Annotated in this window: 14 protein-coding genes; 13 read left to right on the top strand and 1 reads right to left on the bottom strand. The window is 70.7% G+C overall.

What is annotated here, in order from left to right; genetic code table 11:
- Position 1: 1 nt before the first annotated feature.
- Positions 2 to 2761: a bifunctional acetate--CoA ligase family protein/GNAT family N-acetyltransferase gene (locus SACGLDRAFT_RS15105; protein WP_005465686.1), complete on the top strand. Its 2760-nt coding sequence runs from the start codon at positions 2 to 4 to the stop codon at positions 2759 to 2761.
- On the opposite strand, the gene SACGLDRAFT_RS15100 is transcribed toward SACGLDRAFT_RS15105, so the two are convergent.
- Entirely contained in the window at positions 2734 to 3909 is a 1176-nt protein-coding gene (locus SACGLDRAFT_RS15100) for a hypothetical protein (protein WP_005465685.1), read from the bottom strand. The genes SACGLDRAFT_RS15105 and SACGLDRAFT_RS15100 overlap by 28 nt on opposite strands.
- Before the next feature lie 228 nt (positions 3910 to 4137).
- Between SACGLDRAFT_RS15100 and SACGLDRAFT_RS15095 the strand changes: the two genes are divergently transcribed.
- The 12 genes from SACGLDRAFT_RS15095 to SACGLDRAFT_RS15040 all read left to right on the top strand — a co-directional run bounded on the left by SACGLDRAFT_RS15095 (position 4138) and on the right by SACGLDRAFT_RS15040 (position 18768).
- Positions 4138 to 5733 (top strand): UDP-N-acetylmuramoyl-L-alanyl-D-glutamate--2,6-diaminopimelate ligase, encoded by a 1596-nt coding sequence (locus SACGLDRAFT_RS15095; protein WP_005465683.1) that lies wholly within the window; start codon positions 4138 to 4140, stop codon positions 5731 to 5733.
- Complete coding sequence (locus tag SACGLDRAFT_RS15090; RefSeq protein WP_005465682.1) at positions 5730 to 7193, top strand: UDP-N-acetylmuramoyl-tripeptide--D-alanyl-D-alanine ligase; 1464 nt, start codon at positions 5730 to 5732, stop codon at positions 7191 to 7193. The genes SACGLDRAFT_RS15095 and SACGLDRAFT_RS15090 overlap by 4 nt, the downstream gene beginning before the upstream one ends.
- Positions 7194 to 7263: 70 nt before the next feature.
- Entirely contained in the window at positions 7264 to 8349 is a 1086-nt protein-coding gene (gene mraY / locus SACGLDRAFT_RS15085) for a phospho-N-acetylmuramoyl-pentapeptide-transferase (protein ID WP_005465681.1), read from the top strand.
- An 8-nt stretch (positions 8350 to 8357) separates the two neighbouring features.
- Positions 8358 to 9734: a UDP-N-acetylmuramoyl-L-alanine--D-glutamate ligase gene (gene murD, locus SACGLDRAFT_RS15080; protein ID WP_005465680.1), complete on the top strand. Its 1377-nt coding sequence runs from the start codon at positions 8358 to 8360 to the stop codon at positions 9732 to 9734.
- The gene (gene ftsW / locus SACGLDRAFT_RS15075) at positions 9731 to 11236 is read left to right on the top strand and encodes a putative lipid II flippase FtsW (protein WP_005465679.1); all 1506 of its coding nucleotides are present in this window, start codon (positions 9731 to 9733) and stop codon (positions 11234 to 11236) included. Before murD ends, ftsW begins: the two co-directional genes overlap by 4 nt.
- 156 nt (positions 11237 to 11392) lie before the next feature.
- Entirely contained in the window at positions 11393 to 12538 is a 1146-nt protein-coding gene (gene murG / locus SACGLDRAFT_RS15070) for an undecaprenyldiphospho-muramoylpentapeptide beta-N-acetylglucosaminyltransferase (RefSeq protein ID WP_408640259.1), read from the top strand.
- A gap of 33 nt (positions 12539 to 12571) precedes the next feature.
- Positions 12572 to 13996 (top strand): UDP-N-acetylmuramate--L-alanine ligase, encoded by a 1425-nt coding sequence (murC, locus tag SACGLDRAFT_RS15065; RefSeq protein ID WP_005465677.1) that lies wholly within the window; start codon positions 12572 to 12574, stop codon positions 13994 to 13996.
- A gap of 13 nt (positions 13997 to 14009) precedes the next feature.
- On the top strand, positions 14010 to 14819 hold the full coding sequence (locus SACGLDRAFT_RS15060) for a cell division protein FtsQ/DivIB (RefSeq protein WP_005465676.1): 810 nt from the start codon (positions 14010 to 14012) through the stop codon (positions 14817 to 14819).
- Between the two features lie 410 nt (positions 14820 to 15229).
- Positions 15230 to 16552 carry a cell division protein FtsZ gene (gene ftsZ / locus SACGLDRAFT_RS15055; protein WP_005465675.1) on the top strand — a complete coding sequence of 441 codons (1323 nt, stop codon included), beginning with the start codon at positions 15230 to 15232 and terminating at the stop codon, positions 16550 to 16552.
- A 70-nt stretch (positions 16553 to 16622) separates the two neighbouring features.
- Complete coding sequence (pgeF, locus tag SACGLDRAFT_RS15050) at positions 16623 to 17327, top strand: peptidoglycan editing factor PgeF (RefSeq protein WP_005465674.1); 705 nt, start codon at positions 16623 to 16625, stop codon at positions 17325 to 17327.
- A complete protein-coding gene (locus SACGLDRAFT_RS15045) occupies positions 17324 to 18058 on the top strand; it encodes a YggS family pyridoxal phosphate-dependent enzyme (RefSeq protein WP_005465673.1) in 735 nt (244 codons plus the stop codon). Before pgeF ends, SACGLDRAFT_RS15045 begins: the two co-directional genes overlap by 4 nt.
- An 83-nt stretch (positions 18059 to 18141) precedes the next feature.
- Positions 18142 to 18768 (top strand): cell division protein SepF, encoded by a 627-nt coding sequence (locus SACGLDRAFT_RS15040; RefSeq protein ID WP_005465672.1) that lies wholly within the window; start codon positions 18142 to 18144, stop codon positions 18766 to 18768.
- Positions 18769 to 18790 lie beyond the last annotated feature (22 nt).

Below are 18790 nucleotides of genomic sequence, written 5' to 3'. Positions count from 1 at the left end.
GATGGTCTCGACGGGCGATGTCTCCCCTGACGTGAGTGGTGGTGAGAAGGGGCGCGATCCGTTCGACTATCCCCGGCACTGGGAGGCCGACGTGGTGCTGGCGGACGGCCGCACCGTGCACCTGAGGCCGATCGTGCCCACGGACGCCGACCGCATCGTGGCCCTGCACGCGCGGCTGTCCGAACGCACTCGCTATCTGCGGTACTTCGGGGCGTATCCGAGGATTCCCGCGCGCGACCTGAAGCGCTTCACGACGGTGGACCACCACGACCGAGTGGCGTTCGTGGCGTTGCTGGGCGACGACATCGTGGCGGTCGGGCGCTACGAGCGGGTCAGCGAGTCCTCGGCGGAGGTGGCGTTCGTGGTGGACGACGCCCACCAGGGACGCGGGCTGGGTTCGATCCTGCTCGAACATCTCGCCGCGGCGGCGTCGGAGTGCGGGCTGCGTCGGTTCGTGGCCGAGGTGTTGGCCGAGAACGTGGCGATGACGCGGGTGTTCCGCGACGCGGGCTACCAGGTGAGCCGTGAGTTCGAAGAAGGGCTGCTGCACCTGGAGTTCGACATCGACCCCACCGACGAGTCGCTTGCGGTGGCGCGGGCCAGGGAGCAGGCGGCGGAGGCACGCAGCGTGCACAACCTGCTGCATCCTCGTTCGGTCGCGGTGATCGGGGCCTCCACCGACCCCACCAAGATCGGCTACGCGGTGTTGTCGAACTTGCTGGCGGCGGACTTCGCGGGCCCGGTGTACCCGGTGAACCCCGAGCACGTGTCGGTGCGGGGCGTGCGGGCGTACAAGTCCGTGTTGGAGATCCCCGACCCGGTCGATCTCGCGGTGGTGGCGGTCCCGGCGGACCAGGTGGAGTCGGTCCTCGACGGCGCCCTGGCCAAGGGCGTGCAGACACTGGTGATCGTCTCGGCCGGGTTCGCCGAGTCCGGCCCGCACGGTCTGCACGCCGAGCTGCGGCTGGTGGGGGAGGCCAGGGCCCACGGCATGCGGGTGGTGGGTCCCAACGCGCTCGGGGTGCTCAACACCGACCCGAAGGTGCGGTTGAACGCCACGCTGGCGCCCCGGCTGCCCCGGCGGGGTCGCACGGGGTTCTTCTGCCAGTCGGGTGCGCTGGGAATCGCGATCCTCGCCGACGCGGAGGCACGGGGGCTGGGGCTGTCGACGTTCGTCTCGGCGGGCAACCGCGCCGACGTCTCCGGCAACGACTTGCTGCAGTACTGGGAGACCGACCCGCACACCGATGTCGTGCTGCTGTACCTGGAGTCGTTCGGCAACCCGCGGAAGTTCGCGCGGCTCGCCCGGAGACTGGCTCGCACCAAGCCCGTGGTGGCGGTGAAGTCGGGGCGGCACGCGGTGCGCCCGCAGTTGGCGGCGACGTCCACCGACATCGACGAGTCGAGCGTGCAGACCTTGTTCGAACAGGCCGGCGTGGTGCGGGTGGACACGCTGGCGCAGTTGTTCGACACGGCCCTGGTGTTCGCCAACCAACCACTGCCGGCGGGCCCGCGCATCGGCATCGTGGGGAACTCCTCGGCGATCGCCCTGCTCGCCGCCGACACGGCGAGGGCGCAGGGGCTGCGCCTGGGCATCGAGCCGGTGGACGTGGGGTCGCAGGCGTCGCCGGAGAAGTTCGCCGCCGCGGTGGGGGAGGCGCTCGCGTCGCCGGAGGTGGATGCCCTCGTCGTCGTGTTCGTCCCTCCGGTCGCGATTCCGGGGACCGCGTACGCGCGCGCGTTGCGGGAGACGGTGACGGCCACGCCCACCACACCGGAGAAACCCATCGTCTCCACGTTCCTCGCGGCGGAGGGCGTGCCGGACGAGTTGGCGGTCACCGACGAGGACGGCACCGTGGTGTTCGGTTCCATCCCGTCGTACCCGAGCCCGGAGCGAGCGGTGAACGCGTTGGCGAGGGTGGTGCGTTACGCCGAGTGGCGGCGACGTCCGCAGGGCAGCTTGGTGCGCCCCGAGGGGCTGCACGTCGAGCGGGCCCAGACCTTGGTGCGGGAGCTGACCGAGGACCGCAACGTGGTGTTGCATGTGGACGACATGGTGCGGTTGCTCGACTGCTACGGCATCGACGTCGTGGCGTTCCGAGTGGTGTCCGATGTGGATGAAGCAGTGGCCGCGGCGGAGGAGCTCGGCTTCCCCGTGACCCTCAAGGCCTTCGACGACAGCCTTCGGGACCGGCCCGACCTCGCGGGGGTGCGGTTGGATCTTTCGACCCCGGAGTCGGTGCGGGTGGCCTACCGGGATCTGCGTGAGGTCTCGGGGCGCGACGAGGTGTACGTGCAGCGCATGGCGCCCAAGGGGTTGTCCTGCGCGATCGGGCTCCAGGACGACCCCTCCTTCGGCACCTTGGTGTCGTTCGGGTTGTCGGGGGTGGTGAGCACCCTGCTCGGCGATCAGGCGTTCCGGGCGGTTCCGTTGACGGACGTGGACGCCGCGACGCTGGTGCGGGAGCCGCGCACCGCGCCGCTGCTCACCGGTTACCGCGGCGACGAGCCCGCCGACCTGGCCGCCCTCCAGGATTTGGTGCTGCGGGTCTCGGCCCTGGCCGAGGACCACCCGGAGGTGCGGTCGTTGTCGTTGGACCCCGTGCTCGCCTCACCGGAGGGCGCGTTCGTCACCAACGCGCGTATCGTGCTCGGCCCGCCGCCGTCGCGGCCCGACACCGGACCGCGACGGTTGCGACAGATCGTGACTCCCGCCGAGTCCGAGCCCTCGGGTCAAAAACCCGACGGGTCGACGGCGTAGACGAAGCGTCGGTCCGGGTACTCGGTCAGCCCCCAGAGCTGCTCGCGGGGGCCCCAGTACGACAGGTCCTCGGGGCCGACGGGCTGGGCGCCGGAGTGCTCGGTGGGCCCACTGGTCGCGGTGAACGTGTATATCGCTCCCTTGGAGCTTCCTCCCGCGCTGGCCGAGACGAGGAACGTCCCGTCGATCGCCGTGGCTCCCTGCATGCTGGCGATGTCCACGCGGTAGGCCTCGGTGGCGTGGGTGTAGCCGTCGTCGGATTCCTTGAACTTGCGGTCGGTGTAGTCGATGGGGAAGCGCACGACGCGGGTGCCGGTGCCGTCGGCGTTGTACTCGGGGACGACGACGCTGTCGGGAGTGCTGGTCCGGTCGAGCGAGGCGGCGGAGAAACGCAGCCGGGCGGTGCCGTCCGTGGTGGACGCCGTGAACGTGTGCGCCTGGGGCAGCACGTAGAGGTAGTCGAACGCGTGGTAGGTGCCGTCGGACTGGCGGCCGATGCGGTTCTTGTCGCCGGTCGACACGCGCCAGATGTGACGGAGGTCGAAGGCGCGGAACCCGCCCCAGGTGTCGGCCACGTACAGGAAGTGGCCGTAGGTGAAGATGCCGCCCGCGTGGACGGTGACGGGCCGGAAGTTCGGGTTGCCCGCCGAGTCGGTGTACGGCTCGACCAGCAGCACGTGCCGGTAGGTCGGCGTCTTCGAGGAGGGGTCGTTCACGAAGGAGACGCGGACGCCCTTGTTCGGGTTGTCGTGACGGTAGTACCAGCTCACGAAGAGGGCCGTCTCGCCCTCGTAGGTGCCGTTTCCGTAGGCGTCGGCCGTGGAGCTGATGCCCTGCGGGTACCAGTCGGCGGTGCCGTCGTCCCCCGAGTTCCAGCAGAACGCCGCCACCTCGTGCGCGGCGCCGGCGGAGCAGGAGGTGGCCGTGCGGTTGGCGCTGGCCAGCACGTCCGACACCGAGGCGTTCGGCAGCAGCTCGTCGAGGCGGGCGATGGTCGGGTTGTACGCGCTCTCCTCAAGACGGAAGTGCGCGGCCGGGATGGCGGTCGGATCGGCGGAGGCCGCGGGAGCGCCGACGGCGGTGGTGATCGTGAGCGCGGCGAGCGCGGCCAGTGCGAACGAACGTGCAGCGATTCCACGACGTTTCATGCGGGCACGGTAGGGGGAGGGTCACCGAGGCACCCAGTATTCGGTGAAAAATTGACACGGATGTCCGATGGGGTCCCCCGATCGGACCAGACGCCCGTGCTCGGGACGAGACCGAGGTCGTCGCGCGTGGCACCTCGAACGGCGAAAGGGGGCGCGTGAAGGCGTCCACACGGCCGTGCGGGCGGCTCAGCGGTCCGTCAACCCCGCCGGTAACCTTCCGGCGTGTCTGTGAACAACGATGAGGCGCTCGCGCGGGGACGAGCACGCCGGGACAACCAGGCCAAGGCCGTGGTGGCACCGCCCCGCCCGCACCTGATCGAACCCGTTCCCCTGACGACGCTGGTGGCGCGGGCCGACGCGCGGCTCGTCGCCGACCCGGCCGTCGCGGAGGCCGTGGCCGTCACCGGTGCGACGTTGCGGGCGCAGCACGTGCTCCCCGGAGACCTGTTCGCGGCCCTTCCCGGCGCGCGCGCACACGGCGCGGACTTCGTCGCCGACGCCGTCGCCGGAGGCGCGGTGGCCGTCCTGACCGACGAGGCGGGCGCGGCGCGGCCCGCCGTGCGGGAGTCCGGCCTGCCCGTCCTGGTCCACCCGGACCCCCGAGGCGTGCTCGGCTCGGTGGCGGCGTGGATCTACGGCGAACCGTCGTTGACGTTGTCGGTGCTCGGCATCACGGGCACGTCGGGCAAGACCACCACCAGCTATCTCGTGGAGTCCGGGCTTCGCGCGGCCGGATACCACACCGGGCTCATCGGCACGGTCGAGACCCGCATCGGTACCGAACGCCTGGCGAGCGCGTTCACCACCCCGGAGGCCCCCGACCTCCAGGCGCTGCTCGCCGTGATGGTGGAGCGCGGGGTGACGCACGTCCCCATGGAGGTCTCCAGTCACGCGTTGGCGTTGGGGCGGGTCAACGGAACCCGGTTCGCGGTCGGTGCCTTCACCAACCTCTCGCAGGACCACCTGGACTTCCACCGCGACATGGAGGACTACTTCTCGGCCAAGTCGCTGTTGTTCGACGGACGGTCGACCCACGAGGTCGTGGTGGTCGACAGCCCGTGGGGCCAGGCGCTGGTCACCCCGCGGACGGTGACGGTGTCCACGGAACCGGGCAGCGACGCGGCGTGGCGGGCCACCGACATCTCCCTCACCGAGACGGGAGAACAGTCGTTCACCCTGCACGCACCGGACGGGCGCGCCGCGAAGGCCACGTTGCCGCTGCCGGGCGAGTTCAACGTCGCCAACGCGGTGCTTGCCGCCGCGATCCTCGACGTGGTCGGGGTCGACCTCGACCACGTCGTCGCCGGGCTCGCGACCGTGGAGGTGCCGGGGCGGATGGAGCGGGTCTACCTCGGCCAGCCGTTCACGGCGGTGGTCGACTACGCCCACAAACCGGCGGCGGTGACCCAGGCGTTGCGGGCGCTGCGGGCCAGGACACGAGGTCGCATCATCACGGTCCTCGGCTGTGGGGGTGACCGGGACACGGCCAAGCGTCCCGTGATGGGCGAGGCCGCCGTCCGAGGCAGTGACCTGGTGATCGTCACCGACGACAACCCACGCAGCGAGGACCCCGCGGCCATCCGTGAGGCGATGTTGGCGGGCGCCCGTGCCGTCGGCCCCTCGGAAGGGTGCGAGGTGCTGGAGATCGGTGACCGGCGTACGGCCATCGCCACGGCGGTGGAACGGGCCGAGGTGGGCGACGTCGTGTTGATCGCGGGCAAGGGACACGAGAGCGGTCAGGAGATCGACGGGGTGGTCCACCCGTTCTCCGACCGCGACGAGTTGGAAGCCGCCATCCGCGAAAGGCTGGGTGCCACGCAATGATCGAACTCACTCTCGCCGAGATCGCCGAGGCGGTCGGGGGACGACTGCACCGGGCCGACGGCACGGAGCGTGTCACGGGAACCGTCGAGTTCGACTCGCGCAAGCTCACCAAGGGTGGGTTGTTCGTGGCGCTGCCCGGTGAGCGGGTGGACGGTCACGACTTCGCCGCGGCGGCGGTGGACTCCGGCGCGGTCGGTGTGCTCGCGGCACGCGAGGTCGACGCCCCCGCCGTCGTGGTCCCGCCGCTGCCACCCGGCAAGGCCCACGAGCGTTCCGTGGCACTCACCGGGGACACCGACGGGTCGGGTGCCGCGGTGCTCGCCGCGCTCGCCGCGTTGGCCCGTCACGTGGTGACGCGGTTGGCGGAGACCGGGCTGACGGTTGTGGGCGTCACCGGATCCTCCGGCAAGACCTCCACCAAGGACCTCATCGCGCAACTGCTCGAACCGCTCGGACCGACGGTGGCGCCGCCGGGGTCGTTCAACAACGAACTCGGCCACCCGTGGACGGCACTGCGGGCCGACGAGGAGACCAAGCATCTCGTGCTGGAACTCTCGGCGCGCGGTCCCGGACACATCGCCGAACTCGCGGCGGTCGCCCCGCCCCGGATCGGGGTGGTGCTCAACGTCGGTAGTGCCCACGTCGGCGAGTTCGGTTCGCAGGAGGGCATCGCCCGGACCAAGGGCGAACTCGTGGAGGCGTTGCCGCCTGGCGGGGTGGCCGTCCTCAACGCCGACGACCCGCTGGTGGCCGCGATGGCCTCCCGTACCCGAGCGCGGGTCGTGCGCGTCGGTGAGTCCCCCGACGCCGACGTCCGGGCCGAGAACGTCCGGCTCGACGAGCACGCGCACGCCTCGTTCGACCTCGTCGTCGGGGAGGAGCGGGCGCCGGTGACGTTGCGGCTCGTCGGTGAGCACCACGTCGGCAACGCCCTCGCCGCGGCGGCCGTGGCCCTCGAACTCGGCACGCCGCTGTCCGACGTCGCCGCCCGGCTCAGTGCCGCCACCCGGCGTTCCAGCCGTCGCATGGAGGTCACCACCCGCTCCGACGGCGTCACCGTGCTGAACGACTCCTACAACGCCAATCCCGAGTCGATGCGGGCCGCGTTGAAGACTCTCGCGTCCATGACCTCGGCCAGACGATCTTGGGCGGTCCTCGGTGTCATGGGCGAACTGGGGGCCGATAGCGTGTCCGCGCACGACGAGATCGGTCGGCTCGCCGTTCGGTTGAACATCAACCGGCTCGTCGTGGTTGGCGAGCAGGCAGCCCCCATGCATCACGGGGCGAGCCATGAAGGTTCTTGGGGAGAGGAGTCCGTCCTGGTACCGGACACCGACGCCGCGATCGCGCTGCTGCGCGCGGAACTGCGGCCCGACGACGTTGTTCTTGTCAAGGCATCGAAGGTCGCCCAGCTCTGGAAGGTGGCCGACGCGCTGTTGGAGGAGGACGGTCGCGCGTGAGGCGACACGACGCACCGAAAGGCGGCACTGACACGGCCGAGCGGGGCCCGAGGACCGGGAGGACCGAAGCGTGATCAGCATCTTGATCGCGGCCTCCGTGGGACTGGGCGTTTCCATCCTGCTCACGCCGTATCTCATCCGGTTCTTCTCGAAGCAGGGCTTCGGGCAGGAGATCAGGGAGGAGGGCCCGGAAGGTCACAAGTCCAAGCGCGGTACGCCCACGATGGGTGGTGTCGCCATCATCGTGGCGATGGTGGTCGGCTACTTCGCCGCTCATCTCGTGGACTACTGGCGTGGGGTGAGCGGCGACGGTCCCACCGCGTCGGCGCTTCTGGTGTTGTTCTTGTCCGTGGGGCTCGGTCTCGTCGGTTTCATCGACGACTTCATCAAGATTCGCAAGCAGCGCAACCTGGGCTTGAACAAGACGGCCAAGCTCGTCGGTCAGCTCGTGGTGGCGGTGGCCTTCGCGATCATGGTGCTGCAGTTCCCCGACGCCAACGGGCTCACCCCGGCGTCCCAGCACCTGTCCTACGCCAGGGACATCGAGCTGATCTTCTTCCCGCTCCCGATCTTCATCCTGTTCTGCTACCTGCTGGTGTCGGCGTGGTCGAACGCGGTGAACTTCACCGACGGCCTCGACGGCCTCGCGGGCGGGGCGGGTGCCATGGTGCTCGCCACCTACGTGGTGATCTCGTTCTGGCAGGGGCGGCTCAGCTGTGTCGAGGCGTTCCAGCCCGCGTGCTACAACGTGCGTGACCCGCTGGACCTCGCCGTGGTGGCGGCGGCCGCCACGGGCGCCTGCATCGGCTTCCTCTGGTGGAACGCCGCACCCGCGAAGATCTTCATGGGCGACACGGGTTCGCTCGCGCTCGGTGGTCTGGTCGCGGGTCTGTCGATGACCACCCGCACCGAGCTGCTGGCGATCGTCATCGGTGGTCTGTTCGTCGTCGAGATGATCTCGGTGGTGCTGCAGATCGCCGTGTTCCGTACCACTCGGAAGCGGCTGTTCCGCATGGCGCCGTTCCACCACCACTTCGAACTGGCAGGCTGGGCCGAGACGACCGTCATCATCCGGTTCTGGTTGTTGGCGGCGACGTGCTGCATGTTCGGGCTCGGGTTGTTCTACAGCGAACAGCTCGGCCTCGGAGGAGGATGAGCCGAGTCATGGATCTCGCCGGGGTCGCCGTGTGCGTCGCGGGCGCCGGGGTGACCGGACGTTCGGTGGCCGCCGCGCTCTCCGACATGGGAGCGCGGGTCACCGTCACCGATGCCGACTCCGAGCGGCTCGCGCGTCTCGACGACCTCGACGTCCGGCTCGTACCCGGTCTCGACGCGCCGCCGGAGGACACGCGGCTCGTGGTCACCAGCCCCGGCTGGCGGCCCACGGCGCCGCTGCTGACCTCGGCGGCCGCGTCGGGCATCGAGGTCATCGGAGACGTGGAGCTCGCGTGGCGGATCGCGCGGGAGCGCCCGAACCCGCCGACGTGGCTCGCGGTGACGGGAACCAACGGCAAGACGACCACGGTCGGCATGGTCGAGTCGATGCTGCGGGCGGCCGGGATCGACGCCGTGGCGTGCGGCAACGTCGGCTTCGCGGTGCTCGACGCGGTGCTCGCCGGGCACTCGACACTGGCCGTGGAGTTGTCGAGCTTCCAGTTGCACTGGTCGAGCACGGTGGCGCCCGCCGCCTCCGTGGTCCTCAACGTCGCCGAGGACCACCTCGACTGGCACGGCGGCTTCACCGAGTACGCCGAGGCCAAGGGCACCATTCACCGGGGCTCGGCCACGGTGGTGGCGAACCTGAACGACCAGTGGTCGAAGACGCTGGCCGACGCGCACGCGTCCGACGACGCGCGGCGCGTGGGGTTCACCTTGGACACTCCGCGTCCCGGACAGCTCGGCGTGGTGGAGGACCTGCTCGTCGACCGCGCGTTCGTGGCCGATCCCGTCCACACGGCCGACGAGCTGGGCACTCTGGCCGACGTTCGCCCCAGTGGTCCGCACAACGTGGCCAACGCGTTGGCGGCGGCCGCGCTGGTGCGCTCGATCGGGGTGAGTTCCGAGGCGGTGGTCGAGGGGCTGCGCACCTTCCGGCCCGGCGCGCACCGGTCCGTGGAGATCGCCGAACTCGACGGCGTCCGCTACGTCGACGACTCGAAGGCCACCAACCCTCACGCCGCCGCCGGGTCGTTGCTGGCGCATCGCAGCGTGGTGTGGATCGCGGGCGGGCTTCTCAAGGGCGCGTCCGTGGACGAGCTGGTCGCGGCCGTGGCCGATCGGCTGCGAGGGGTGGTGCTGCTCGGGGCCGACGCCGACAGCTTCGCCGAGGCTCTGGCGCGACACGCCCCGGATGTCCTCGTCAGGCGCGTCGGTTCGGGCGACGATGAGCCCATGACTGCGGCGGTGAAGGCGGCGCGTGAGATGGCGCGTCCGGGTGATGCGGTGCTTCTCGCGCCCGCTGCGGCGTCGCTGGACATGTTCCGCGACTACGCCGAGCGTGGCGAGGCGTTCGCGGCGGCGGTCGGCGAGCTGTCGCGGTGACGGCGGTGGGCGCCGACCGCAACGAGCCGCGTGCGACGATCCGCCGCCGGCGGGTCCGGCAGCGCTTTCCCGAGCGTTCGCCCAGGGCGCGTTCCGACCGGCGCACCGTCGTGCCGAACACGCCGTTGACGGCATGGCTCTCCCGGCCGCTCGCCGACTTCCACCTCATCCTCGCGTTGTGCGGCACGCTCGGGGCGCTCGGCGTCGTGATGGTGCTGTCCGCCTCCTCCGTCACCTCGTACAGCCCCGGCAGCGACAGCAGCGTCTACGCGCAGTTCCAGAAACACCTGATGTTCATGGGCGTGGGTGCCGTGGCGTTCTGGCTGGGGGTGCGGATCCCGCTGCCGCGCATCCGGGCGCTGTCGCCCACGATCATGGTGGTGTGCCTCGGGCTGTTGGCGCTCGTGCTGACCCCGTTGGGGACGTACAGCAACGGCTCCCAGGGCTGGTTCGTGGTGGGCCCGGTGTCGCTGCAACCCGTCGAACTCGCCAAGGTGGGCCTGGCGTTGTGGGGCGCGCACGTCCTGGTGGTGAAGTACGAGGTGCTGCACCAGTGGCGGCACCTGCTGGTGCCGGTCGTGCCCGCGGCGCTGCTGATGTTCGCCTTGGTCATGGCCCAGCCCGACCTCGGCGGCACCATCACGCTCGCCGTGGTGCTGTTGGCGCTGCTGTGGTTCGCGGGTGCTCCGAAGCGGTTGTTCGCGATCGTTTTGGCCAGTGCCGTGGCCGGGGCGGTGGTCCTGGCCCTCGCGGCGCCGTATCGGCTCGAACGAGTGACGGCGTTCCTCGACCCGGAGGCCGACCCGCTCGGCGTGGGATGGCAGGCGAGCCAGGCGCTGTACGCGCTGGCCGACGGCGGGTTGTTCGGCAAGGGCCTCGGCCAGGGGCAGTCCAAGTGGATGTACCTGCCGAATGTCCAACACGACTTCATCTTCGCGTTGATCGGCGAGGAGCTGGGCTTCGTCGGGTGCCTGGTGGTGCTCGCGCTGTTCGGCCTACTGGGTTTCGTCGGCCTCCGGATCGCCATGCGCAACCTCGACCCGTGGATCCGGATCGTCGCGGGCACGCTCACGACATGGGTCGTGTCACAGGCCGCGGTGAACATCGGTTACGTCGTGGGCCTGCTCCCCGTCACCGGCGTGACGCTGCCCATGATCTCCTACGGCGGAACGTCGCTGGTCGTCACCATGCTGTTGTTCGGGTTGCTGGCCAACTGCGCCCGGCACGAGCCCGAGGCGGTGGCGGCGCTCCGGACCCAGGGACCCGGTAAGTTCGGACGCCTGATGCGACTGCCCGCGCCGGAGCCGTACCGGCCACCCGCGCGGCGTCGCGGTGGCAACCGCGTGGGCGCGGGCCGGACGGGCCGCCCGGCCCGACGCGCGAACCGGACCGGTCGGGCCGTGGCGGGGGAACGGAGGCGGGCGGCACCGGAGTACGGTCGCCGCACGACCTCCCGCGCGACGGTGAGGCGGACGACGGTACCGAGGAGGGGGCGCCGGTGAGCGGCGTCCGGCCGAACGGGACCGAGGCGGTCGCCGTGCTCCGCGGGAAGGCGTGAGCGCGCCGCGGGCGGCGCGGCGTGCGGGAGACACTGGAGAAGGACGGACGTGACCGAGGCAAGGCCCGGCGACGCTGACGCGTCGCGTGCACAGTCGCAGGTGGGCGACACGGTGGAAGGTTCCCGAGCCGAGGGCTCGCCGGAGCGAGCCAAGCCCGCGCCGACCGTCGTGGTGGCGGGCGGTGGAACAGCGGGGCACATCGAGCCCGCGATGGCGCTCGCCGACGCGGTGATGCGGCTGCGGCCGGATGCGCGCGTGGTCGCGTTGGGCACCGCACGTGGCCTGGAGACCCGGCTCGTGCCCGAGCGGGGCTACGAGCTGGAGCTGATCCCCCCGGTGCCCATGCCGCGCAAACCCACCTTGGACCTGTTGAAACTTCCGGTGAAGGTGGCCGACTCCGTGCGCCGCACCCGGCAGGTGCTCGACCGGGTCAACGCCGACGTCGTCGTGGGCTTCGGCGGCTACGTGTCGCTGCCCGCCTATCTCGCCGCGCGCGGTCGCGTGCCGATCGTGGTGCACGAGGCCAACCAGCACGCGGGGTTGGCGAACAAGGTCGGCGCCCGGTTCGCCGCGCGGGTCGTGGCCGCGGTGCCCGGCACGTCGCTGCCCGGCGCGGAGGTGGTGGGCATCCCGTTGCGGCGGTCCATCACGGCGCTGGACCGCAAGAGCCTGCGTGCCGAGGCGCGACGGCACTTCGGGCTCGATCCCGACGCTCCCGCGCTGCTGGTGTTCGGCGGTTCCCAGGGGGCGCGCTCGATCAACAACGCCGTGTCGCAGGCGGCCAAGCACTTCGCCGACGCCGGGGTGTCCGTGCTGCACGCCCACGGCCCCAAGAACACGCTCGCGGTGCAGGAGTTCCCCGGCCGCCCCCCGTACGTCCCGGTGCCGTACCTGGAACGAATGGACCTCGCCTACGCGGCGGCCGACCTCGTCCTCTGCCGCTCGGGGGCGATGACGGTGGCCGAGGTGTCGGCCGTCGGCCTCCCCGCGGTGTTCGTGCCGCTGCCCCACGGCAACGGCGAGCAGGCGCTCAACGCCCGGCCCGCGGTGGACGCGGGGGCGGCGTTGTTGGTGCCCGATCAGGAGCTGACGAGCGACAAGGTGGCCGAACTCGTGGTACCTCTGGTGACCGACCCGGAACGGCTGGCGCGCATGAGCGCGGCGGCGGTCGGGCTGGGTCACAAGGAGGCCGACGAAGTTCTCGCGGCGATGGTGCTGGAACAGGCTGAGGGGAGGCGCCGGTGAGCGGCGCGCTCCATGAGGGGGAAGGCTGGGGCCATGACTGAGACACTCGGGGAACGCAACCTGCCCGAGCTCCTGCGACGCCCGCATCTGATCGGCATCGGTGGGGCGGGGATGAGCGGGATCGCCCGCATCCTGCTCGCGAGGGGCGCCCGCGTGTCGGGTTCGGACGCGAAGGACTCCAGGGCGTTCCTCACCCTGCGTGCTCAGGGCGCGCGCATCGAGGTGGGGCAGAAGCCGGAGAACCTCGACGTCTTCGACGACACGCCGTCCGCCGTGATCGTCTCCACCGCGATCAGGAAGACCAACCCCGAGTTCGCCGCGGCGCGGGAACGCGGCATTCCGGTGCTGCACCGGGCAGAGGCGCTCGCGGCGTTGATGGAGGGACACCGGGTGGCGTGCATCGCGGGCACGCACGGCAAGACCTCCACCACGTCGATGCTCACCGTGGCGTTGCAGCACTGCAGGCTCGACCCGTCGTTCGCCATCGGCGGGGATCTCAACGAGTCCGGGGCCAACGCCCACCACGGTGAGGGCGGGATCTTCGTGGCCGAGGCCGACGAGAGCGACGGGTCGTTTTTGACGTACTCGCCGTCGGTGGCCGTCGTCACGAACATCGAGCCGGACCACCTCGACCACCACGGGACGGCCGACGCCTACCACGCGGTGTTCGCGGACTTCGTGCGCCGGATCGAACCGGGCGGCGTGCTCATCGTGTGCGCCGACGATTCGGCGGCGGCCGCGTTGGGCGACCGCGCGGAGGAGCTCGGGGTCCGGGTACGGCGCTACGGTCGCTCGGCGTCCGGGGAGTCCGACGCCATGGTGTTGGAGTACCACCCCGGCGAGGACGGGGGCACCGTGCAGGTCGTGCTCGGCGGTGAACAACTGCAGGTGAAGGTCGCGGTGCCCGGCGAGCACATGGCGTTCAACGCCGTGGGAGCCCTGCTGGCCGGCCTGGAACTCGGCGCCGATCTCGACGCTCTGATCGAGGGACTCGCGGCCTTCGGTGGGGTGCGACGGCGGTTCGAGTTCAAGGGACGCGCCGCCGACGTCCGGGTGTACGACGACTACGCGCACCACCCCACCGAGGTCGCCGCGCAGTTGAAGGCGGTGCGGCAGACCGCGGGCGCGGGCAAGGTCGTGGTGGTCTTCCAGCCGCACCTGTATTCGCGGACCAAGGCGTTCGCGGGGGAGTTCGCGGAGGCGCTGGGGCTGGCCGACGAGGTCGTGGTGCTGGACGTCTACGGGGCGCGGGAAGACCCCGAACCCGGCGTCACCGGTGAGTTGGTGGCCTCGCGCATCACCGGCGCCGGGGTGCACTACGAGCCGGCGTTCGACCGGGCCGTCAACCTGGTCGCCGACCTGGCCAAGCCCGGTGACCTCGTGGTGACGATGGGAGCCGGGGACGTCACCCAGCTCGGCCCCGAGCTGCTCGCCGAGCTGGACCGCCGCGACCGCTGAGGTGGCGACGGGCGTGGCCACCACGAGACAACGCACCCCCAGCCCTTCCCGGACGGGGCGGGCGTCGCGCTCGGCCGTCCGTGGCGCCGGGACGCGGCGGCCGCCCGCCCGACGCGGGCGGGCGAAGGCACGGCGGGGCAAGGGCGGGGCCTCCCACCGCCGGGTGGTACAACGTCGCCGTATCGCCCTGCTGAGCCTCGTCACGGTCGTGGCGCTGGGCTATCTGTTGTGGTTCACGCCGTTCCTCGGGGTGCGCGCGATCGAGGTGGTGGGCACCCGCACGGTGTCCGCCGACGCGGTCCGGGCGGCGGCTGACGTGCCGGAGGAACACCCTCTGCTGCGTGTGGACACCGCCGAGGTCGCCGCGCGTGTCAGCGGGTTGCCCGACATCGCGACGGCGGAGGTGACCCGGTCGTGGCCGTCGACGCTGACGATCACCGTGACAGAGCGCAAGCCCGTCGCCTACCACGAAGGTGGCGAGGGGATACGGCTCGTCGACTCCGGTGGGGTGCCGTACAAGCGGGTGAGCGAGCCCCCCGAGGGACTGCCGAGGTTGGAACTGCTCGCCCCCGGCCCCGCCGACGAGGCGACGAGAGCCGTCACGAGGGTGCTCTCCTCCCTGCCTGCGGAGCTGGCGGACCAGGTCGTCGCCGCCAGGGCCACCACCCCCGGCGACGTCGAGTTCGACTTCACCGACGACCGCATCGTGCGGTGGGGTGACGCGCACCAGAACAGGGCCAAGGCCGAGGTTCTCAAGGTGCTCCTGACGCGCGAGGGCACCGTGTACGACGTGTCGAGCCCGGAGCTGCCCACCGTGTCCTGACCGTGGCGGGCCCGCCACGGTCAGTCCCCGCACACGAACGCGCCGAGGCCCGCGTTCGCGACGCGGAGGCACCCGTTCGCGTGCCACGGTGGGCGTCCGCTTCGGCCCGGCTCACCTGATCGAGGGGATCGGGTGTTGCACGCCGGTTACCTCGGCATTTCGTGCTCCTCGAGCGGTGTTCCGCCCGAGGAGCGACCGGAATGAAACCCAGTGTGGCGAAAGACGTTCGCGACACGCCGCGTGGCTGCTGGATTCCTGGCTGCAGTCTGCATACGGTCCGTCAGCAACGTTGGTAGTTGACATAACTCTAAACCTCAAGTTCAGGTTCAGGGTTTGGCGGATTAGCCGGTACTCGTCGACGATCCAGCGCCGACGCACGACAGCACCACCACGATCAGGAAGGCAACCCGATGACGCCCCCGCACAATTACCTCGCGGTGATCAAGGTCGTCGGAATCGGCGGCGGCGGCGTGAACGCCGTGAACCGCATGATCGAGGTCGGCCTGAAAGGCGTGGAGTTCATCGCGGTGAACACCGACGCGCAGGCTCTGCTGATGTCCGATGCGGACGTCAAGCTGGACATCGGCCGCGAGCTCACGCGGGGCCTCGGTGCGGGAGCCTCCCCCGAGGTCGGACAGAAGGCCGCGGAGGACCATCGCGAGGAGATCGAAGAGGTTCTCAAGGGCGCCGACATGGTGTTCGTCACCGCGGGTGAAGGCGGTGGGACCGGCACCGGTGGGGCTCCCGTGGTCGCGCAGATCGCGCGCAAGCTGGGGGCGCTCACCATCGGCGTCGTCACTCGGCCGTTCTCCTTCGAGGGCAAGCGCAGGGCTCGGCAGGCGGAGGACGGCATCCAGGCTCTGCGCAACGAGTGCGACACCTTGATCGTCATTCCGAACGACCGACTGCTGCAGCTCGGGGACATCGGTGTGTCCCTCATGGACGCTTTCCGCTCGGCCGACGAGGTGTTGCTGTCCGGTGTCCAGGGCATCACCGACCTCATCACGACGCCGGGCCTCATCAACCTCGACTTCGCCGACGTCAAGAGCGTGATGTCGGGCGCGGGCAGCGCCCTCATGGGTATCGGTTCGGCGAGGGGCGAGGGGCGCGCGGTGCAGGCCGCCGAGAAGGCCATCAACTCCCCGCTGCTGGAGGCGTCGATGGACGGCGCCCACGGAGCGCTGCTGTCCATCGCCGGAGGCTCCGACCTCGGTCTCTTCGAGATCAACGAGGCCGCCTCGTTGGTCCAGGAGTCCGCTCACCCCGACGCCAACATCATCTTCGGGACGATCATCGACGACTCGCTCGGTGACGAGGTGCGGGTCACGGTCATCGCCGCCGGGTTCGACGCGGGCGCGCCGACGCACAAGAAGCTCGATCCTCCCGACACGTTCGGCACGCGCGGGTCGGGCACCGGTTCCGAGAAGGGAAGCGCGTCGTCCGGGAGCGGAGCCGGCGCCCGTGAGCAGCGTGACGGGGCCGCTCGCACCCCGCACGGCGAGGCCAACAACCCCACCCCGCCGGTGGCGAGGCGGACGCCTCCTCCCGCCGGGCAGGGGAGCCAGTCCGGTTCGCTGCCCACGACGGGGACCACGCGTGGCTACTCGGTGCCCTCGTCCTCCCCGTCGCCGTCGGTGCACCGCACCCAGGGCAACCTCTCCGGGCGGTCGTTCCCGGTCAACGACGACCCGTCGGACGACGACGTCGACGTTCCCCCCTTCATGCGCCGCTGAGTCGCCGCGCCGCGTCGCTAAGCTCGCGGACGTCGATTAAGCGAGAAAACGGGCGAAAGGGTTGAACGCGGTGCGCATTCGGCGAGTGGTGACCACCAGGGCGGGAGGACGGTCGAAGCCGCCGTACGACTCCTTCAACCTGGGCGATCACGTGGGCGACGACCCGGAGGCCGTGGCGGCCAACCGACGTCGGCTGGCCGCCGAACTGGGGCTCGCCGAGGACCGGCTCGCCTGGATGGAGCAGGTACACGGGCGCACCGTCACGGTCGTCGACGGCACCGAGTCGGGGCCCGCGGAGGCCACCGACGCGCTCGTCACCACGCGTCCGGGGTTGGCGCTCGTGGTCTTGGTCGCCGACTGCGTGCCGGTGTTGCTCGGTGATCCCGAGGCGGGTGTCGTGGCGGCCGTGCACGCGGGAAGGATCGGCGCGCGGGTCGGCGTGGTCCCGGCCGCCGTCGAGGTCATGGTCGCCAGGGGAGCGCGCCCGGACCGTATCGAGGCGCTGCTCGGTCCCGCCGTGTGCGGTGAGTGCTACGAGGTGCCGCAGGCGATGGCCGACGACGTGGAGGCCCATCTGCCGGGCAGCAGGTGCCGCAGCCGGAAGGGCACCCCGGCCCTCGACCTGCGAGCCGGGCTGTGGAGGCAGCTGGCGGACCTCGGAGTGGGCAAGATCGGGGTGGACCCGCGGTGCACGATGGAGGACGAGACCCTGTTCAGTCATCGCAGGAGCGCCCCAACGGGAAGGATCGCGGCCGTCACGTGGATGGAGCAGTGAACAACCAGCGTTACGAGGAACTCGCGACGGCGCTTCGGGAGGTGACCGAGCGCATCGCGGCCGCGTGTCGTCGGGCGGACCGGTCGCCCGACGAGGTCCGCATGATCGCCGTGACGAAGACGTTCCCCGCGGCCGATGCCGCCACGTTGGTGGACCTCGGGGTACGTCACCTCGGGGAGAACCGGGACCAGGAGGCGTCGGCGAAGGTCACCGAGGTCGCGAAGCTGCGCCCCGAAGCCGACGTGCGGTGGCACATGGTCGGCCGGTTGCAGCGCAACAAGGCGCGTTCGGTGGCGCGCTGGGCCGCGGAGGTGCAGTCTGTGGACTCCCTCCGACTGGCCGACGCGCTCACCAAAGGGGTGCGGGCGGCACTGGAGGCCGGGGAGCGGGATCGGCCGCTCGACGTGCTCGTCCAGGCCAGCCTGGACGACGATCCGTCGCGCGGCGGCTGCCCTGTTGATCAGCTTAGGGAACTGGCCGAGGCGATAGTCCAAAAGAGTGATTATCTCCACTTACGCGGGGTTATGGCCGTGGCGCCGCTCGGAGTGGATCCCGAATGGGCCTTCGAGCGGCTAGCCTCCGTCGCCGAGATGCTGCGAAAAGATCATCCGGATGCGACGGAGATCTCGGCGGGCATGAGCGGCGATCTGGAGACGGCGATCGCGTACGGCTCGACGTGCGTGCGTGTCGGAACCGCGTTGCTCGGGAGACGAGGTTTAGCCTCGCCCTGACAAGGTCCACCCGAGCGGCATCCAAGACGGCCCGGCCCGTGTGTTGGACCGCACGAGTAGACCGTGGAGGGTGAGGGAGAGCCATGAGCGCGCTGCAGAAGCTGAAGGCCTACTTCGGGATGGTCCCTGCCGAGGACGAGGAGTACGACTTCGACGAGGACTACCGGCGCGACTATCAAGCGGACGACTACGGGGCCTACGACGAGTCCGGGTACAAGGACACCCCGCGCAGGTCGCGGCCACGTTACCGGGTCATGGACGAGTTCGAGAGCGCCGAGGCGTCCTCCGCCCGCACCCGCCGGACGTCGTCGCGTGGAGAGCCCGCCGTGCACGGGTCGCTGGCCATGGACCGGCAGCCGGAGCCCGTCGCGCGGGTGCGTCCGATGAGTTCCGCCTCGGCGGAGCCGTCGAGCACCGCGGCACGTGACCCGTTGAGCCGCATCATCACGTTGCACCCCACCAGCTACGCGGAAGCGCGGGAGATCGGTGAGGCGTACCGTGACGGTGCTCCCGTGATCATGAACCTGACGGAGATGGAGAACGCCGACGCCAAGCGGTTGGTGGACTTCGCGGCCGGTCTGGCCTTCGCCCTCCGGGGTTCTATGGACAAGGTCACGAACAAGGTGTTCCTGCTCTCACCGCCGGATGTGGACGTGACGGCGGAAGACCGCAGGCGAATCGCCGAAGGGGGGTTGTTCCTCCGCCACTGATCTCACACGTGACGTGTGGCAG

Origin of the sequence: Saccharomonospora glauca K62, from assembly GCF_000243395.2 — a bacterium.
Taxonomy (GTDB): Bacteria; Actinomycetota; Actinomycetes; order Mycobacteriales; family Pseudonocardiaceae; genus Saccharomonospora; species Saccharomonospora glauca.
This window is presented reverse-complemented; position numbering and strand designations above follow the sequence as displayed.

Excerpts from the sequence above, each read along its gene's own strand:
- SACGLDRAFT_RS15105 (WP_005465686.1), top strand. The coding sequence starts at position 2 with ATGGTCTCGACGGGCGATGTCTCCCCTGACGTGAGTGGTGGTGAGAAG.
- SACGLDRAFT_RS15100 (WP_005465685.1), bottom strand. The coding sequence starts at position 3,909 with ATGAAACGTCGTGGAATCGCTGCACGTTCGTTCGCACTGGCCGCGCTC.
- SACGLDRAFT_RS15090 (WP_005465682.1), top strand. The coding sequence starts at position 5,730 with ATGATCGAACTCACTCTCGCCGAGATCGCCGAGGCGGTCGGGGGACGA.
- murD (WP_005465680.1), top strand. The coding sequence starts at position 8,358 with ATGGATCTCGCCGGGGTCGCCGTGTGCGTCGCGGGCGCCGGGGTGACC.
- murC (WP_005465677.1), top strand. The coding sequence starts at position 12,572 with ATGACTGAGACACTCGGGGAACGCAACCTGCCCGAGCTCCTGCGACGC.
- ftsZ (WP_005465675.1), top strand. The coding sequence starts at position 15,230 with ATGACGCCCCCGCACAATTACCTCGCGGTGATCAAGGTCGTCGGAATC.
- SACGLDRAFT_RS15040 (WP_005465672.1), top strand. The coding sequence starts at position 18,142 with ATGAGCGCGCTGCAGAAGCTGAAGGCCTACTTCGGGATGGTCCCTGCC.